General features: G+C 62.3%; 17 protein-coding genes and 1 tRNA gene. 14 read left to right on the plus strand and 4 right to left on the minus strand.

What is annotated here, in order from left to right:
• Positions 1-265 precede the first annotated feature (265 nt).
• Positions 266-1,510, minus strand: a complete 1,245-nt coding sequence (locus tag ACHWRX_RS08020) for a diguanylate cyclase (protein WP_394658795.1) — start codon at positions 1,508-1,510, stop codon at positions 266-268.
• A gap of 351 nt (positions 1,511-1,861) precedes the next feature.
• Between ACHWRX_RS08020 and ACHWRX_RS08025 the strand changes: the two genes are divergently transcribed.
• Both ACHWRX_RS08025 and ACHWRX_RS08030 read left to right on the plus strand, forming a co-directional pair.
• A complete protein-coding gene (locus ACHWRX_RS08025; protein ID WP_394658796.1) occupies positions 1,862-3,064 on the plus strand; it encodes a L,D-transpeptidase in 1,203 nt (400 codons plus the stop codon).
• A gap of 1 nt (position 3,065) precedes the next feature.
• On the plus strand, positions 3,066-3,761 hold the full coding sequence (locus ACHWRX_RS08030; protein WP_394658797.1) for a M23 family metallopeptidase: 696 nt from the start codon (positions 3,066-3,068) through the stop codon (positions 3,759-3,761).
• Between the two features lie 51 nt (positions 3,762-3,812).
• Here the strand turns inward: ACHWRX_RS08030 and ACHWRX_RS08035 are convergent, their stop codons facing one another.
• Both ACHWRX_RS08035 and ACHWRX_RS08040 read right to left on the minus strand, forming a co-directional pair.
• Positions 3,813-4,496, minus strand: coding sequence for a peptidylprolyl isomerase (locus tag ACHWRX_RS08035; protein ID WP_394658798.1), 684 nt, complete (start codon positions 4,494-4,496; stop codon positions 3,813-3,815).
• A gap of 71 nt (positions 4,497-4,567) precedes the next feature.
• Complete coding sequence (locus tag ACHWRX_RS08040; protein WP_394658799.1) at positions 4,568-5,284, minus strand: GcrA family cell cycle regulator; 717 nt, start codon at positions 5,282-5,284, stop codon at positions 4,568-4,570.
• 130 nt (positions 5,285-5,414) lie between these two features.
• Here ACHWRX_RS08040 and ACHWRX_RS08045 point away from each other — a divergent pair, with 130 nt between their 5' ends.
• On the plus strand, positions 5,415-6,308 hold the full coding sequence (locus ACHWRX_RS08045; RefSeq protein ID WP_183616344.1) for an ABC transporter permease: 894 nt from the start codon (positions 5,415-5,417) through the stop codon (positions 6,306-6,308).
• A gap of 40 nt (positions 6,309-6,348) precedes the next feature.
• Here the strand turns inward: ACHWRX_RS08045 and hspQ are convergent, their stop codons facing one another.
• Positions 6,349-6,729 carry a heat shock protein HspQ gene (gene hspQ, locus ACHWRX_RS08050; protein WP_183616345.1) on the minus strand — a complete coding sequence of 127 codons (381 nt, stop codon included), beginning with the start codon at positions 6,727-6,729 and terminating at the stop codon, positions 6,349-6,351.
• Positions 6,730-6,885: 156 nt separating this feature from the next.
• On the opposite strand from hspQ, the gene ACHWRX_RS08055 reads away from it, so the two are divergent.
• The 11 genes from ACHWRX_RS08055 (at position 6,886) to ACHWRX_RS08105 (ending at position 15,502) form a co-directional block, all read left to right on the plus strand.
• Positions 6,886-6,975 (plus strand) — tRNA-Ser (locus ACHWRX_RS08055).
• Positions 6,976-7,155: 180 nt separating this feature from the next.
• Positions 7,156-8,418 (plus strand): tyrosine-type recombinase/integrase, encoded by a 1,263-nt coding sequence (locus tag ACHWRX_RS08060; RefSeq protein ID WP_394658800.1) that lies wholly within the window; start codon positions 7,156-7,158, stop codon positions 8,416-8,418.
• 303 nt (positions 8,419-8,721) lie between these two features.
• Positions 8,722-9,360, plus strand: coding sequence for a hypothetical protein (locus ACHWRX_RS08065; RefSeq protein ID WP_394658801.1), 639 nt, complete (start codon positions 8,722-8,724; stop codon positions 9,358-9,360).
• A 107-nt stretch (positions 9,361-9,467) separates the two neighbouring features.
• On the plus strand, positions 9,468-9,812 hold the full coding sequence (locus tag ACHWRX_RS08070) for a DUF3768 domain-containing protein (RefSeq protein ID WP_394658802.1): 345 nt from the start codon (positions 9,468-9,470) through the stop codon (positions 9,810-9,812).
• Between the two features lie 264 nt (positions 9,813-10,076).
• Entirely contained in the window at positions 10,077-10,775 is a 699-nt protein-coding gene (locus tag ACHWRX_RS08075) for a hypothetical protein (protein ID WP_394658803.1), read from the plus strand.
• Positions 10,775-11,542, plus strand: coding sequence for a hypothetical protein (locus ACHWRX_RS08080; protein WP_394658804.1), 768 nt, complete (start codon positions 10,775-10,777; stop codon positions 11,540-11,542). Before ACHWRX_RS08075 ends, ACHWRX_RS08080 begins: the two co-directional genes overlap by 1 nt.
• Entirely contained in the window at positions 11,529-12,053 is a 525-nt protein-coding gene (locus ACHWRX_RS08085) for a hypothetical protein (protein WP_394658805.1), read from the plus strand. Before ACHWRX_RS08080 ends, ACHWRX_RS08085 begins: the two co-directional genes overlap by 14 nt.
• Positions 12,054-12,222: 169 nt before the next feature.
• Positions 12,223-12,471, plus strand: a complete 249-nt coding sequence (locus ACHWRX_RS08090) for a hypothetical protein (protein WP_394658806.1) — start codon at positions 12,223-12,225, stop codon at positions 12,469-12,471.
• A gap of 80 nt (positions 12,472-12,551) precedes the next feature.
• Positions 12,552-13,358: a hypothetical protein gene (locus ACHWRX_RS08095; RefSeq protein ID WP_394658807.1), complete on the plus strand. Its 807-nt coding sequence runs from the start codon at positions 12,552-12,554 to the stop codon at positions 13,356-13,358.
• A 125-nt stretch (positions 13,359-13,483) separates the two neighbouring features.
• A complete protein-coding gene (locus ACHWRX_RS08100; RefSeq protein WP_394658808.1) occupies positions 13,484-13,696 on the plus strand; it encodes a hypothetical protein in 213 nt (70 codons plus the stop codon).
• Positions 13,697-13,888: 192 nt separating this feature from the next.
• Complete coding sequence (locus ACHWRX_RS08105; protein ID WP_394658809.1) at positions 13,889-15,502, plus strand: hypothetical protein; 1,614 nt, start codon at positions 13,889-13,891, stop codon at positions 15,500-15,502.
• Positions 15,503-15,626: the final 124 nt, after the last annotated feature.

Here is a 15,626-nt window from a genome sequence, read left to right on the forward strand (position 1 = left end):
CAAGACTTCGACCCGCCGGCACTAGCGCCGGAAATGGGGCCAGCGGGCTTTTGCGAGCTTTTCCCGTCGGTCGTCTTGCACCTTGAAAGCCGAGCGTGTGGTCCTGCTTTCACATTCCCCCACTCGCCGGTCGCACGATGGAATGCCGAGCCAAGCCTGTTGCGCCAGGCCAGCGCCGGCCGCAACGTCCGCCGTCTGCTCGATATCCCCAGGCGTTATCTCGCGCTCGCCAGCGGGTGCGAACGCGTGCCTGGCGGCCTCAGCCTCAGCCGGTCACCGTCAGGCGCGGCGGGGCGAGATCGTCGCGCGTGACTCGCTTCTCCACGCTGCGGACGCAGTTCTTGCCCGCTTTCTTCGCCTCGTACAGCGCGGTGTCGGCCATGGGCACCACATCGCTCGCGCTGGTCGATGTTTCGGGCACGGTGGCGACGCCGAACGATGCGCTGATCGACGTATCGTGCGCTTCGGAAAGCCCCTCGATTCGGGCGCGCAATAGTTCGGCCTTCATCATGGCATCGTCCAGCCCGCAGTTGGGCAGGATGACCATCAGTTCCTCGCCACCGTACCGCGCCACGACGTCGGAAGGTCGCAGCGCGGAAACGAGCTGGGCCGCCACATCGCGCAACACGCTGTCACCCTTGGCGTGGCCGTTCTCGTCGTTGAGGTGCTTGAAGTTGTCCAGGTCGATCATGATGACCGAGGTCGCGCCGCCAGAGCGTTCGGCCAAGCTGATATAGCGTTCCAGCGCGTCTTCCATGTAGCGCCGGTTGTAGAGCCCGGTCAGCGGATCGCGCAGCGATTGCGTGCGCAGCTTGTCTCGCAAGGCGATGTTGGAGATCGCGAGCGACATCGAATCCGACAAGGCGCGCGCGATACGGCGCACGTCCATCAGTCGGGACATCGCCTGCTCGCCATCATAGGACAGGATCAGCAGGCCATGCACTTGCCCCCGCGCCATCATCGGCACTTCCACCGTGGCGGCCGAGCCCATGGCATGCATGCAGCACAGCGTGTTGGTGCCGGGATCATTGATATGCGGTTTGCCGCGCTTCAGCGCCCAGCACTGGCTGGGCAGCAACGTTGCACCGGGGCGGAAGGATTCGTTGCCGTTCCAGGACTTCGCCAAGTCCAGCCGATCGCGCGAGTTATTGAACACATAGAGCGCGCCGCCATATTCCGGCAGCAGGCGTTCGGATGTGGCCATCAGGATCGAGCCAGCATCGTCGTGATCCTCCGCCGCCTGAAGCATGTCGGTCATCGCGAACAGCTCTTCGATCTGATGCTTGGTGGCGGCGGCCTTGTCATAGCTGGCCTGCTGTTGCCGCACTTGCCGCGCGGCGCGCCAGCACAATGCGATCGACCCCATCATGAACAATATCGAGGCGACTAACGTGATGCGCGCGGCGGCCTGCGCATCCTCCAACGGACCGAATCCGGCGTAGGCCGTGACCGTCGCGATCAACGCTTGCAGCCCGGTGATGCCAACGCCCAACACGATCGTCGGCTTCATTTTGGCCGTTATAGATGCATTTTGAGGCAAAAGCCGCTGTCCTCTTCCCTCGCAAGCGACATGATAGGGCCAAAACCCTAACGATGCGTGAGCAGCGAGCGGTCAGCAGACAAGATGCCGCAACAAGTATTTGGCAAATGTAACTTTAATGGCAAAAACAGTACCGCGCGGCGCTGTATTACTTTCCATCTATGGCGAGAATTTGAAATCGACGCGGGATGAAAGCGTCGTTGCTGAATACATGAGGGGGCCTTCTTGAGGCGCGCGGCTTGCAGCCAAATGGCCGCACGGTGGTTCTAACTTGCGACAAACACGGTGGGTTCGCCGCCCCCCTGGGAGGAGAAGACGAACGTGCGTGCAATTGCCTGGATGATCCCGCTGGCCCTGATCTCGCTGCCTGGCTGCAATGACAGGGGGGCGGACAAGGGGAATGCGCAACAGCAGCCCGGTGCCACCAAGAGTGCGGCCACCCCCGCCAGCGGCGCTGACGCCATGGCCTCGCAGGATCCGGGGCCGGGCCAGGCGGTGCGGCCCGCCGTTGCCGATACCGAGCAGCGCCCGATAATGCAGATGCAGGTGGTGCTGGACCGGCTCGGCTTCTCGCCCGGGGTGATCGACGGGAAGGAGGGGCTGTCGCTTGGCAATGCGCTGGGCGGCTTCCAAAAGGCGAACAACCTGCCGCAGACCGGCAAGCCCGATCAGGCGACCACGCAGATGCTGTCGCGCTGGTCGAATATCCCAGCCACCCGGGTCGTGACCATTCCTGAGGATTTCGCGAGGGGTCCCTTCGCGCCGGTGCCCAAGGAGCCGGCCGATCAGGCCAAGATGCCGCAACTGGGTTACGCCAGCCTGGATGAGAAGCTGGCCGAGCGTTTCCACACCACGATCGAGACGCTTCACATGCTGAACCCGGGTGGCGCCCCGGCAGGAGCGCAGGCTGCGCCGGTTGCCGCCGCGCAGCCGGCACCCGCTCCTTCGCCGAACGCGTCATCAGCACCGGGCACTCCGCCCCCGCCGATGTTCCGCGCCGGGCAGCAGATTCGCGTTCCCAATACCGGTGCCGACGCGCTCGATCCGGCGGGTATCGATGACCAGACCTGGCTCGGAACGCTGCGCGACCTGGGAGTCGGCAGCAGCCAGCCCAAGGTCGATAAGGTGGTGGTGAGCAAGTCGAAGGGCACGCTCAGCGCCTATGACGGAGACAAGCTGGTGGCCGTGTTCACGGTCACCACCGGGTCCAGCCACGATCCGCTGCCGATCGGCAAATGGGAGGTGAAGGGCGTCGCCCACAATCCGCCGTTCCACTACAACCCGGACTTGTTTTGGGATGCGGACTCGAAGGAGGAAAAGCAGAAGCTGCCGCCGGGGCCGAACGGTCCGGTCGGCGTGGTCTGGATCGACTTGTCGAAGCCTCACTACGGTATCCACGGCACGCCTGAGCCCCAGACGATCGGCCGGGCCCAAAGCCATGGCTGCGTACGCTTGACCAACTGGGATGCGGCGCGCTTGGCGCAGATGGTCCATTCGGGGACCGTTGCCTTGTTCGAGAAGTAAAATGCAAGTCGGCTGGCCGGGATTGAGCCGCGCGATCGCGGCCAGCATCGTGCTGACCTCGATCTTCTGGATCGCCCTGGGCGTTTGGCTGTACCGCAATCACCTTGCCGCGGATCGCAGCTTGCGCGGCGCTGCTGTCGAAGCCGCCAGCACGGCGGCCACGGTCAGCGGCGTCGTGGGAGCTTTGAGCGGAAGCGCGTCGCAAAGCCGTGACAGAGGCGCAAGATCGCTACCGCCCACGGTGATGCCCAGCGGACTGGCGATTCCGGTGGCGGGGGTCACGCCCGCTCAACTGGCGGATACGTTCTCGCAAGGCCGGGCGGAAGGCGCACGCCATCACGATGCGATCGATATCCTAGCGGCGGAGGGCACAGCGGTGCAGGCCGCCGCGCCCGGGCGGGTGGAAAAGCTGTTCTATTCGGCCGATGGCGGCAACACGATCTATGTCCGCTCTGCCGACCGGCGGCTGATCTATTACTACGCGCATCTGCTGGCCTACGACCCCTCTCTGCGCGAGGGAGAGATGGTGCGGCAGGGGCAGTCATTGGGGCAGGTGGGGCATACCGGCAATGCCGACGCCGCGGCCCCGCACTTGCACTTCGCGATCTGGAACGTCGACCCGGCGGGCGACTGGTCGCAACAGGGGGTGGCGCTCAATCCGTTCCCGCTGCTGCATGACGGTGCGGGGCGGCGGTAGGGAGCGAAGCCGAGAAACGGCCGCACCACCCTGCCGGTGACGCCCTGACCGTTAGGGCACCGCGGCCTCCGAATCTTCACGCGCAACCGCAGGGGCAGCGGGAGGGGCCGGAGGCGCGGCCACGCGCTTGATGCTGATGATGCGCACCGGCGGATCGAGCATCTGGCCTTTCATCACCCCTACGCCCTTGGTGACGGAGCGGGGCATGCCGAAGATCTTTTCCACCACGTCCATCCCGCCGACGACATGCCCGAACGCCGCAAATCCGGCCTTGGCGTCAGCATCCGAAGCATCGGGCTTGGCGTCCAGGCCCGGCTGGTCGGACAGCATGATCGAAAAGTCGCCCGTGGCCGTTCCCGGCGCGAAACGAGCCATAGAGATCGTGCCGCGCTTATGGAGGATGCCCGTCTGGCTGGTGGGCTCATGCGCGACCGGCTTCAGGATACGCTTGGGATCGTTCTGGGTGCCGCCCTGGATCAGCCCGTTGGGCGGCGTCCCCCATTCCAGATGCATCGCGCGATAGAACGCGGTGCCATCGAACCGCTTGCCGTCCACGTACTTCAGGAAGTTGCCCGTCGTCAGCGGCGCGTGCGCGGCGTCCAGGTCGAGGGTGATGGTTCCGGCGCTGGTCTGGACCGCGACGTAGACGTCAGCGGGCGGTGAGCCTTGCGACGCGGGGGATGCCGCCGCCAATAGCATCAGGATGGGTGCAGAAAACGCGAATCGCTTGATCATGCAGCGATCTTGCCTGCGCGGCGCGCGACTGGGAACAGCCCAATCGCAGCGCCAGCGCTGACTTTTTTTGATTAGCGGACCCGTGGGCCGCCGAACGGCATCGGCGGGGGAGGACGGCGCGCACCACGTGGCAGCTGTGCCTGATAGGCCCGGCCGCAATGCTCTACGCAATAGGGGAAGCCGGGGTTCACCTTGTCACCGCAGAAGTGGAAATCCGGCTCGCCCGGGTGACCCATCGGCCAGCGGCAGATGCGATCGTTCAGGTCCAGCAGACTGGTCTTGTCCGCGATCTCGGCGCTGGGCTTGGCCGGGATCAAGCGACGCGGCGGTGCGGGCGGGATCGGCTGCTGCTGATCGCCCGGACCCTGGCGCAGGAAGCCGCCCGGGCCGACCGAGACGATGCGTGTCTGCGGCTTGGGGGCCACTTCCGGATCGGCATTTTCCGTCGTCGCGGCCGCGCTGGGCGTAGGCGACGGGCTGGCGATCGGTGCCGGGCGCTCCGCCGCGATCGGTGCCGGTGCCGCCGGTGCAGCGGGAGCCGTTTCGGTTTCGAACGGGGGCGCCTCGTCACGCGGGCGCTTGGCTGCGGAGACGGGAGCGGGCGCGGGGCGCGCCGGCTTCTCGTTCGGCTTCACCGGAGAAGGGCGGGCCTTCAGGCTGAGGCGGTGGGCCTTTCCGATCACCGCGTTGCGGCTGACGCCACCCAGTTCATCGGCGATCTGGCTGGCGGTGGCGCCGCCCTCCCACATCTTCCTCAGCTTCTCGATCCGCTCGTCCGTCCAGCTCATCTGCATTCCATTCGTTCTGGCCCCGGTGGGTGCCGTACACTCTGCCCAGGCACAGTGGTGCCCAACTCAGTCGTCGCCATCGTGCCTGCGGGGCTTGCCTGCGGAGCGGTCAGCCGATAGGCGCGGGACCATGGCCGATCAACCCTCTTCGGCGGACCTCATTTCGCCCGCCGCCATTCCGCAACCCCGGTCGTTTCCGGCCCGCACGTTTCCGGCTATGGGTGAGCCCGTGATCCACCAGGTCAACTGGGTAGGGCTCAAGACCCTTTATATGAAGGAAGTGCGCCGGTTCTTCAAGGTGCAGACCCAGACGATCTGGGCCCCCGCCATCACGACGATGTTGTTCCTGGTGATCTTCACCGTCGCACTGGGGCGGGGCGGCAAGGAAGTGCTGGGCGTGAATTTCGCCACCTTCGTCGCGCCGGGCCTCATCGTGATGGGGATGATGCAGAATGCCTTCGCCAACGCCAGCTTCTCGTTCCTGGCGGGCAAGATCCAGGGCACGATCATCGATTTTCTGATGCCCCCGCTGACCGAGGGCGAACTGATGCTGGCGATGACGGCGGCGGCGATGACCCGCGCTTTGCTGGTCGGCTTGGCGCTGACCGGCGGGATGCTTCTGTGGCCGCAGGTTCATCTGCACGTTGCGCACCCCTGGGCCGTCATCTGGTTCGCGCTGATGGGGTCGGGGTTCCTGGCGCTGCTGGGGTTGCTCTCTTCCGTCTGGGCGGAAAAGTTCGACCATAACGCCGCCATCACCAACTTTGTGATAGCACCGCTGTCGCTGCTATCGGGCACGTTCTACGTAATTGATAACCTGGCGCCCGCGTTTCAAACGGTCAGCCGCTTCAACCCGTTCTTCTATGTGATCTCAGGCTTCCGCTTCGGCTTCCTAGGGCGCAGCGACATCGGCGATACCAATATGGCGGTGCTGCATTCCGCCATCGGCCTGGGTGTGCTAAACGCCGTGCTATGCCTGACCACCTATCTGGTGCTGCGCTCGGGCTGGAAGCTGAAGAGCTGAGCCTCCAGCCCGTCTCAGTCAATCTCACGGCTAACCTATCTCAGTGCGCCATGCCCCGCCGGATCTGATAGTGCCCGTCCGCGAAATCGTCGAAAATCTGCGTGATGGAGGGATGGTCCACCGGCCCGCCATCGCCGTCCTCTAGCAGGTTTTGCTGGCTGACATAGGCCACGTAGCTGGAATCGTCGCTCTCGGCCAAAAGGTGATAGAACGGCTGCTCGCGCAGCGGCCGCAGCTCTGCCGGGATGGATTCGTACCACTCCTCGCTGTTGGCGAAGACGGGATCGATATCGAAGACCACGCCGCGAAAATCGTGAGACTTGTGCCGCACGATATCGCCGATGGCGAAGCGGGCCCGCGCCTTGCGCGGCGCTTCGATGATGCGGCCAGCCTGGGGGGAAAAGAAAGAAGCACGGTTCATGCATGAAGATATAGGCCCGCCTCCGGGGCCAAACAAGCGAGGGACCAGCGCTCTTCCCCCGCGATCGTGATAAAGGGCTTGGCAAGCGGCCAACCTTGAGCTAACCGCGCCCCTCGCTCGACCAGCGGGACACCCCGCACAGCGCAAGACCTCTGCGGAGAGGTGGCAGAGTGGTCGAATGCGCCGCACTCGAAATGCGGTGTACGGGAGACCGTACCGTGGGTTCGAATCCCACCCTCTCCGCCAGGGCTCGCTTTTCGGCGGTCCCTCATGAACTCTCGCGAATGCTAAGAGATTAGGATTTCTGCGGTTACGCGCAGGCTTATCGTTCACTGGCGTTCGCCACAGATCGTGGAAAGCCGTGCAAACTTTGCGCCCAAATTTATGGCTGGCCGGACTGCTGATCGCCTGCTAACAGCCGAAATCATGCCCTCGCACGCGCGTAACAAACTTTCAGATCGGCGGGTTCAGGCGGAGAAGCAGCCAGGCCTCTATGGCGACGGAGGCGGTCTCTACCTGCGCATCCGCCCGACCGGCCGATCATGGATATTCATCGGCACGCTCAAGCCCAAGGGCGAATTTAGGATCAAGAAGACAGGCCCCGGCAAGCGAATCGAGATGGGGCTTGGTTCGGCGCTGGACGTGCCCCTCGCGAAAGCTCGGCAGCGTGCCGCCGAAATCCGAGAGATGCTGTTGGAAGGAATAAACCCTCGCGTCGAACGGCAGAAGAGCAAGGAAAAGGCGAAGCCGGCCAACGACAAGCCCGTCGTAACATTCGGTGCATTTGCGATGGAACTGCTCGACAGCATTGAGGACGGTTTCAAGAACCCCAAGCACCGGGCGCAATGGCGTAGCACGCTAATGACCCACGCCAAGCCGCTCCTCGAGGTGCCGATTGCCGAAGTGAACACCGAGCAGATCGTCGCGGTTCTAGAGCCGATCTGGCTGACCAAGCGTGAAACTGCTTCCAGGTTGCGCGGCCGCATCGAGCGTGTGCTTGACGCCGCCAGGGTCAAAGGACTGCGCGAGGGTGAAAACCCCGCTCGTGGTCGTGGTCACCTGGAGCTGTTGCTGCCCAAGAGCACCAAGACCGTGCGGCACCATCCGGCCTTGCCGTACAAGCAAGTCGCCGACTTTGTCGCCAGCCTGCGTCAGCGTGCCGGAATGGCGGCTCGGGCGCTTGAGTTTACGATCCTAACGGCTGCACGCTCCGGTGAGACGCGCGGCATGACGTGGGCGGAGGTCAACCTGGACGAGAAGCTTTGGACCATCCCTGCGTCACGGATGAAGGCTGGCGCGGAACACCAAGTGCCGCTGAGCGACAAGGCGATCTCGATCCTAACAGCCTTGAAGAACGATGAAATTGAGCCGCACCATTTCGTGTTTCCGGCGCAGCGGAGCGGCTCGCTCTCCGATATGACTCTCTCGGCAGTGCTGAAGCGAATGGAGCATGCTGACATCACCGTTCACGGGTTCCGGTCCACTTTCCGCGATTGGGCTGGCGAAGAGACCTCGTTCGAGCGCGAAGTGACCGAAATGGCACTGGCCCACACTGTCGCGTCCTCGGTAGAACGCGCCTATCGCCGTGGGCGAGCGCTCGAGAAGCGTCGCGAGCTCATGACGGCGTGGGCTGAGTATTGCTTCCCTGAAAGCAGCGCGATTAGGGATAGCGAATCGCCTAAGTCATAATCCTGAAGTAAGATGGCGGGATATGTACTCATCGCACTTGTCAATGTGCAGAAATCTGTCAGTTTTGACGAAAAGCGTTATTTACGTTAAAACTGATGCTGCGCAGCCTCTACTCCGATTGAATGAGCTAGGGCTCAAGCGCAATCCACAAAGAGCGTCGAGTGGGGTGCCGGATAGTATCCGGTCGAGAGAGTGCAGGGTCAGTGTGTCGGCAGTTCGGTGCACCCAGCCAGCACTCATTGCTAGATCGGTTTCGCGCCGATGGAGGCCCTTCTCGGCCTCCGACACGCGAAGGATACGAACTTGGACCACGAACACCGCACGGCTGCCGCAAAGCTCAACGACGGGCAATTGGCTGGCCGCATCATCCGCAACCTTGGCCAGATTGAAGCTGACTTCTTCCACAGCGCCTGGCCGCTGAGTGAGCGGCTGATGCACGAAGCCTTCCTCGCCATCAGCAAGGTGGCCCAGGCACCGTGGGAGTGTAGCGAAGTCGAATGGTCGACGCGGATCGTCTGCCCTGAGTGGAAAATGACCAAGGGTGTCGGCACCGGCGACATGTGGCTGGAGCTTGGCGAGCTGTCATCGGACCCAGATGGCTACGAACATTCTTGGCTCGCTGCAGCGCTCAAGGCTGCTCCGACTCAGCTTTGCATCGCCGTCAAGTTTCGCCGGGGTCTGCAAGACTTTGCCGAAGGACTTCTGCAGGACGACAAGGCAATTGCAGGGTTGAAGAAGGCTGGGTTCAAGCGAGACGACGACCAAGGAGTCTTGTACATGCCGTTCGACATCCCCGCCGAGATCATGGCGGCAGGCTTTGAACAAAACGACCTGAGCAAGGCGATCCAGCCGATCGGCAAGGCAGCGGCACTGGCGCTGGCTGCGAAGCCTGAACTCGACAAGCTGCTCGAAGAGGTTCGGACCGCCGCCAAGCGAAAGTAATCGCTCGCACCAGGCTGGTCGACCCGGGCCTGGTTTCAGCTCCCTTCCGCATTGCTCGCTTCCGTCGTGCGCCACGGCGTCGGAGGCGAGCGCCAAGGATACCCACCATGACAGATACAACCGACATGTCTCGGGCGGTGACAATCGCCCGCTTGAATGATCAACTTCGTCAGACCGGAACCGGCGGCTGCATCGTCATCACCGACGCGCTGCGCAAGGTGTCGAACTTTAACGCCAGTGCCCTTGCCGCAGCGCTCGCCAGGTATGACGGCTTCGACGCCGACAACGATCCACACGGTGAGCGGGACTTCGGCGACCTGACGCTGTTCGGCGAGGACCTGCTTTTCAAGGTCGACTACTACGACAAGGACCTTACCTTTGGCTCGGACGACCCCGCCAACCCCGATGTGACCCAGCGCGTGCTCACTGTCATGCTGGCAAGAGATTGGTGAAGGATCGCGCACGATGAACTACATTCGCGTGGCGCAAGCCCTTGATCGCCAGCCGTCAACACAGCATACGAGATTCACCTGCGGTCAGTCCCGCAGGGGAGGCTTCAGAACCTCAAACTGCAGACGCTGGTCGAGATTCCTCGGCCGGGTGGCCGTCGCGCATGTCCAGGGCTCGCCTAAAGGCGGCGGCGCCCTGGGTCTGCTCAGGGTTCTGAACGCCCGGCTTCGGTCGGGTGCCTCCACGAACGATGGGGGCGTACGCTGATGGCCGGGGATGATATCGTAGACGCCGAGTGGGAAGAGGTGCCCGACAATCGCGGCGCTCTTCACGTTTCAAGATCGGCGACTGGGCAGCCGTCAAAGCAGGCCTCACCGTGTCAGGCGGGGGAAGCGATCGATCGATCGCCATGGCTCAGCCTAGAGTTCTGGCGCAGCCTGCCTTGGCGCAACGCGGTCTTCTTCATCGCTGGTCTGCTTGTGCTCGCCGGAGTTTGGCCATCGACCAATGGCGACAACTCAGCCTCAGCTCCTAGGCAAGAACAGTCGGCGACCGCACCTGCGGAAGAAGGCGCCCAGCAGATGCTTAACGACTGGTCGCAGGCGGTCATGGGCAAGCCTTCCACCATCGGCTTTACGCTGATCGACGGAAAGGGGAAGCCAGGTGAGTTCTGCAGCTCGTCCTTGGGCACCTCCATGATGAACTTCGGCGGGCGCACGCTCCCGCCTGAGCACGCCGACATGTACACCTACTTCAGCTGGTTGCCAGACAAGAGTGACACTGGGATCGTCGGCTTCTTCACGTTCGATCCCGCATCGGGCGAGTTGCTCGGCCACGACCTGATTAAAGGCGATGTGGCTACCGATCGTCACGTCGAAATCTCGAACCGCACGATGAAGGTGCAGGCGGACGGCTCGGGCAAAGTCACGATCGACGGCACCCGTTATCATGTGTGCGTGCTGTGATGCGCGGTTCAGCTCACGGAGCACGGCCGTTCGCCACATCTGCCCTGTGCGGCCTGCTGGCTTTCGCCCTCACCAACTGCAGCCCGCAGGCGGGTGGGAGCGAAGACCAGACGCGCAACTCTTCGCCCCCCGCGCTCGCCGCCTGTCAACGCGCTGACGTCCAGGAAGTCGTCGGCAAGGAAACGCGGGGCAAGCTGTTCAAGGCTGCCTTGCCTCAATACATGATGCAGGAGTTTTTGGGCGCCGATCCGAACCGGATCGTTGCAGCCTTCGACCAGGCCAAGGTGACGATCGATCATGTCGCGGTCGATAATCCGGGGGCGCTGGGTGAACCGCCGTACCAGCAGATTGTTTGTACGGGGCATATCCAGATCGACATGAGCAATGCGACCGCCGGTCAGGATATCCTCGGCATCGACGGCCTACGTTGGGTAATCAACATCAGCGGCCAGCCGAGCGATCCAGCGACGGACGCCTTCACCGTGGATGTCGATGACATGAGCATCGGCCGTGGCGTGACCTACAATGGGCGCTCGCCCGTCCAGCCGCAGCCGCAAGAGCAAGCGGATCAGAACGCTCCCGACGCCGGTGGCGTCGATCAGGCCGACGGTAACACCGCTGCCGATGACGCAGCACGGGCGGCCGATGAGGCGGAAGCAGCAGTGGCACAAGCGGAAGCGGAGATGAAGTCAGCGCCGCAAGCGCCCACGCAGCAACGCGGCGCCAACAATCAACCGAGTGAGGAGGACCTATATGCCCCGCACTGAACTGAGTCGTGCGCGCCTGTCCAAGACTTGGCTGCTCAGAGCGGCAGTTCCAATTGCGTTGGCGGCGAGCAGCACAGCGGCCTACGCCGATCAGGCCTTTGACATGTGCCTCGATGCGCGCATCCGGCAAGCCGCTGCTGAGACAATCGGTAAGTGGGCGCAAAACTACCCGTTCGTTAGAGTGCTGATCGGCAACGATGCCCGGTTTGGCAGCGTGTCGGAACCGACTGTCCAGCAACGCGGCGAAGACAATGTCGTATGCCTCGCGTCCTTCTCGCTGGTGAAGCCATCGCAGACCGGGAGCGCATACCGGGTATCGATTGACCACTTCGCCCATAGGGTGACGCAGGAGAGTGACGGGCTGACCGTCTCCCTCGCCGACCTGCCGCCTAACCTGGACGGTACCGGCCTCACCATGAACGACCTGATCGCTCGCTTCAGCATCGACGGGAAGCCGTACGCCGACGTGCTGCGGGCGAATCAGCAACGCATCCAGGAGCGCAGGCGATGAGCGAGCTTACTATCATAGGTCGTGAGCCGAACACCGACAGTGGGCAGAGCGCAGGCCGAGCAGATGAGCCGCAGAGGCCACAGGTCGTTTTCCCGTTCAAGGTCGCCTTCGTGGCGGCCTTCTGCGCTCTCCTCATGACAATCCTGCCCTGACTTCGAAAGAGATATCGATGATGGAATGCGTATACCGTGCGATCTGGGCCTTGCGTGGTCGGCTTCCTGCGACAAAGTCAGTGTGGACCACCATGGCCATCTACGGCGTCCTGCTTGTTCCCATCGGTGCTGCGGGTCAGAAAGTTGGCGATTGGATGAGCCGCGTCAACGAGCGTGATGGACTATGGGTCTGGTTTGTCGTCGGCGCGGTGTACTGGCACGCGAAATGGTGGGGTGCGAAAGAGCGGAGCAACCACTCGAGTTGAGTAGGGCACCACGCGTTGTGCCCTCACCCTCCATGATGCTACCGTAGCCACCGTGTGAGGTCGAGAAAGAACGGCGCGAGATGCAGCTCGGAGTGGATGAGTGGGAAGATGAAGATGACTTTGTCCCCGCGCATTGGATGAGGTTAAGCCAAGCTCTGGATGCGATGGCTGCACCTAACCATGTTGAGTATGTTGCAGCAGAACGTAGCCTGCTTGAGTTCATCGCCGATGCACGAGTCAGTTTGCGATCTCTGCAGTTTTTCCAAGAGGCGGACGTTGGCGGCATTACGCTACGTGACCTTAAACCGCTTCGGATTCATACAGGTCAAGTTGAGCCTCGCGGCATCAGACGCACTGCGCGCTGTGCTCAAGAGCCGATGGCCCTCCCTAAATCGTTCTTTCGCCGCGCTGAGCGGTGGAGGATTGATCCTGATCGGGTGGATTGGAAGGCGGGAACGCTTGTAGCGACGCGGCCGACGATGATGCGGGTCGAGTGTGAGGGCAACGAGGCGCAGCCGCTAACCCGCCTAGTTGCAACGGGTGTATGCATTAACAAAGTAGATCTTGAAGCGATTATGGTCGGTGACTCTGATAATAATCAGATAACAGCTTTGAATAGAGACGGTGCCAGTTCACCTCCTCAGAAGGATCCTAGTCCTGCGGGACGAAAGAGGGGTGACGATTGGAATTATTGGATTGCTGAAGTGGTATGGCACCTTCATGAATGTGGATTTGACTCCTCAGTGACTCGAGCCGCATTTGCCGAGATTATCACCCATAAATTACTTAAGCAGCATTTACCCACGCCTAGCGAGGATAAAGTTAAAAAAGCCATTTCAGCAATCTACAGGCGTTGGGAGCAAGAGGAGAGCAAACGCGACGCGTAGCCTGAATTTTTCCCATTTTTCCCATTGATCTTGGCGCAGGTCGCCCAAGTGCGCTCATAGACGACTCCGCCCGCTGACGGTCGTATCAGCGGGAAGCTGCCAACCTAGGCACAAAGGAGAACGTCATGAACTTCGATACCCTACTCGCCGAGCGGAAGGCCGAACGCGTCTTGCCCAGCGAGCCCTTGCTCGTTGACACCAAGACCACGCGCGCCTTGCTCTGCATCGGATCCACCACGTTGTTCCAGTACCTGCGCGAAGGCGTGTTGGAACGCCGCAAGGCTGGCCGCAAGACGCTGGTCACTCTCGCATCCATCAAGGCTTTCGCCGAAGGCTAAGCGCATCTTGGCACCAGCACACGCGATCACTCTCAGGAGAATCTGATCGTGTAGTGCGAGAGCGTGAGCGGAAGAACCGCTGACGCTCTACGTATAGTTCACTTCAACACATGCGCAAACGGCAAGATATCCCCTCAGGGCACTTACACGCCCTGGGAACGCCTCTTTGCGCCTACTGAAGGCAAATTTCTCATGAGCAAAATTACTTCTGGTCTGGGCAGCTTGAAGAGCAGCCTCAACGCCAAAGGCCGCATCAAGCGCAAGGGCCCTGGTAAAGGCATTGGCAAGGGTAGCGGTAAGGGCTCTGGCAAGGGTGCCAGCCACTATGCCCGTATGAAGCGCATCAAAGCCAAGCAGAGCAAGGCCCCCAAGGTCACCAAGGACATTCGCGTCATCGATAATACGCCTGTCGATTCCATTTTCGCGGGCGTGCATATCGACCCTCCCAAGGTCGACGATGCCAACGACTTCGACATCGATGACGAAGGCCCGATTGATCTTGGTTCTACGACGTCCGAGAAGACGTGGGACGTTGAGCACAGCAATGACGAGGAAGTGCCTGAAGACGATCGCGACGACAGCAGCCAAGTCTGGATCAACGACGACCTCGACGAACCGGATGATGATCTCGATCTCGACGATCTGAGCGATCTCGAGGAATCGGATGACCTGGACGATTTCGATCTGGATGCGCCCCCGCCCGACAAGACGTCGTTGATCTATCGCTTGCGAGAGGCAGAACGCGAGAAGAACAAGAAGCTGACCGGTTCTTCTAGCGGCAAGAGCAAGAAGCCGAACCGCTCGAAGGGCGGCAAGGGCAAGAAGTTCGATCGTTCGAAGCTGCCTGAGGGCATCGTCACGCTGCCGATGCTCGACACCATCCCTGAGATCGTAGCCTGGCAGACCGAGACCTTCGATGCCTTCGAGGCCAAGTGCTTGCGTGCCACGGCGCGCAAGAAGGCCTTGGACCCGTACCGTCCGGCGCTGAACGCCATCATCGCAGGCGAGGTATTCACGTCGACGCCAATGCTCACCATGCGCGTCGTCCTTGATCTTGGCCGTCAGCACCTCCAGACGGGGATGTTGCGTGCGGTGGAGGGGGACAGCGCACTCCGCATCTACCTCATCACCATTATCGCCGGCCAAGGCCTGACTTCGCACGCCAAGACCGACATTGATCTGGGTGGGAGCTTGGCGCGTGAGCAGGCCTTCCTGCGCGACGTGTCCCGCGACTACTTCGCCGTGCATGAACTGGCGATCTTCAATAGCCACGGTCACCCCGATGGCGGGCAGATGCTGCAGCGCCACACCCACGCCGTGGTGCTGTTGCGCGAAGGTGATCCCGATCCGCAGGTAGCAATTGCCAAGCACCTGAAGCACTTCGAGCCCAACTTCACCGACATTCCCATCTTCGACGTGCGTCCGGTGGACACGGACGACATTAACCTCGCACGTGTGGCCGCCTACATGTGCAAGGCGCCAGACCGCTGCAAAAGCTGGCGCGAGGGCAAGGACGGCAAGCGCGGCTTCATCAACGACAATGAGTCTGGTGATCGTCCATCCCGCTACCTGCGCATGGCGATGATCCGCTCGATGCTCAGCCTGGAGGACGCCACCTTCGCCGGCGGCTTCGGGGCCCAGATCCGCACGGGCCTCATCAACACCGCCCGTGCGCAGTGTGCCGCCGAAGCACCGGCGGCCTCGCGACTGCTGCACCCGGATGCGATCGGCTCGTTCTGGACCGACGTGATGCGCGCGCTCAACCGCAAGAGCTGGAACCTGCCGGTGATCCGCACCCGCAAGTAAGCGCGTTCGCAAGGGGGCGGACGGCAGCGTCCGCCCCTCAAGGCTGCGACAAGAGGCCAGAACCTCAGCCCGGCGGCGGGCAGCGTGAGCTTCAAGCCCGCGCGGCCGCACGTCAATGCGGGCA

This window comes from uncultured Novosphingobium sp. (genome assembly GCF_964277725.1).
Taxonomy (GTDB): Bacteria; Pseudomonadota; Alphaproteobacteria; order Sphingomonadales; family Sphingomonadaceae; genus Novosphingobium; species Novosphingobium fluoreni.

What these genes read in the sequence shown, in the direction of transcription:
- ACHWRX_RS08020 (WP_394658795.1), bottom strand. Translation starts at nt 1,510, where the DNA reads ATGAAGCCGACGATCGTGTTGGGCGTTGGCATCACCGGGCTGCAAGCG.
- ACHWRX_RS08030 (WP_394658797.1), top strand. Translation starts at nt 3,066, where the DNA reads ATGCAAGTCGGCTGGCCGGGATTGAGCCGCGCGATCGCGGCCAGCATC.
- ACHWRX_RS08035 (WP_394658798.1), bottom strand. Translation starts at nt 4,496, where the DNA reads ATGATCAAGCGATTCGCGTTTTCTGCACCCATCCTGATGCTATTGGCG.
- ACHWRX_RS08040 (WP_394658799.1), bottom strand. Translation starts at nt 5,284, where the DNA reads ATGAGCTGGACGGACGAGCGGATCGAGAAGCTGAGGAAGATGTGGGAG.
- ACHWRX_RS08045 (WP_183616344.1), top strand. Translation starts at nt 5,415, where the DNA reads ATGGCCGATCAACCCTCTTCGGCGGACCTCATTTCGCCCGCCGCCATT.
- hspQ (WP_183616345.1), bottom strand. Translation starts at nt 6,729, where the DNA reads ATGAACCGTGCTTCTTTCTTTTCCCCCCAGGCTGGCCGCATCATCGAA.
- ACHWRX_RS08060 (WP_394658800.1), top strand. Translation starts at nt 7,156, where the DNA reads ATGCCCTCGCACGCGCGTAACAAACTTTCAGATCGGCGGGTTCAGGCG.
- ACHWRX_RS08070 (WP_394658802.1), top strand. Translation starts at nt 9,468, where the DNA reads ATGACAGATACAACCGACATGTCTCGGGCGGTGACAATCGCCCGCTTG.
- ACHWRX_RS08075 (WP_394658803.1), top strand. Translation starts at nt 10,077, where the DNA reads ATGGCCGGGGATGATATCGTAGACGCCGAGTGGGAAGAGGTGCCCGAC.
- ACHWRX_RS08080 (WP_394658804.1), top strand. Translation starts at nt 10,775, where the DNA reads ATGCGCGGTTCAGCTCACGGAGCACGGCCGTTCGCCACATCTGCCCTG.
- ACHWRX_RS08085 (WP_394658805.1), top strand. Translation starts at nt 11,529, where the DNA reads ATGCCCCGCACTGAACTGAGTCGTGCGCGCCTGTCCAAGACTTGGCTG.
- ACHWRX_RS08090 (WP_394658806.1), top strand. Translation starts at nt 12,223, where the DNA reads ATGATGGAATGCGTATACCGTGCGATCTGGGCCTTGCGTGGTCGGCTT.
- ACHWRX_RS08095 (WP_394658807.1), top strand. Translation starts at nt 12,552, where the DNA reads ATGCAGCTCGGAGTGGATGAGTGGGAAGATGAAGATGACTTTGTCCCC.
- ACHWRX_RS08100 (WP_394658808.1), top strand. Translation starts at nt 13,484, where the DNA reads ATGAACTTCGATACCCTACTCGCCGAGCGGAAGGCCGAACGCGTCTTG.
- ACHWRX_RS08105 (WP_394658809.1), top strand. Translation starts at nt 13,889, where the DNA reads ATGAGCAAAATTACTTCTGGTCTGGGCAGCTTGAAGAGCAGCCTCAAC.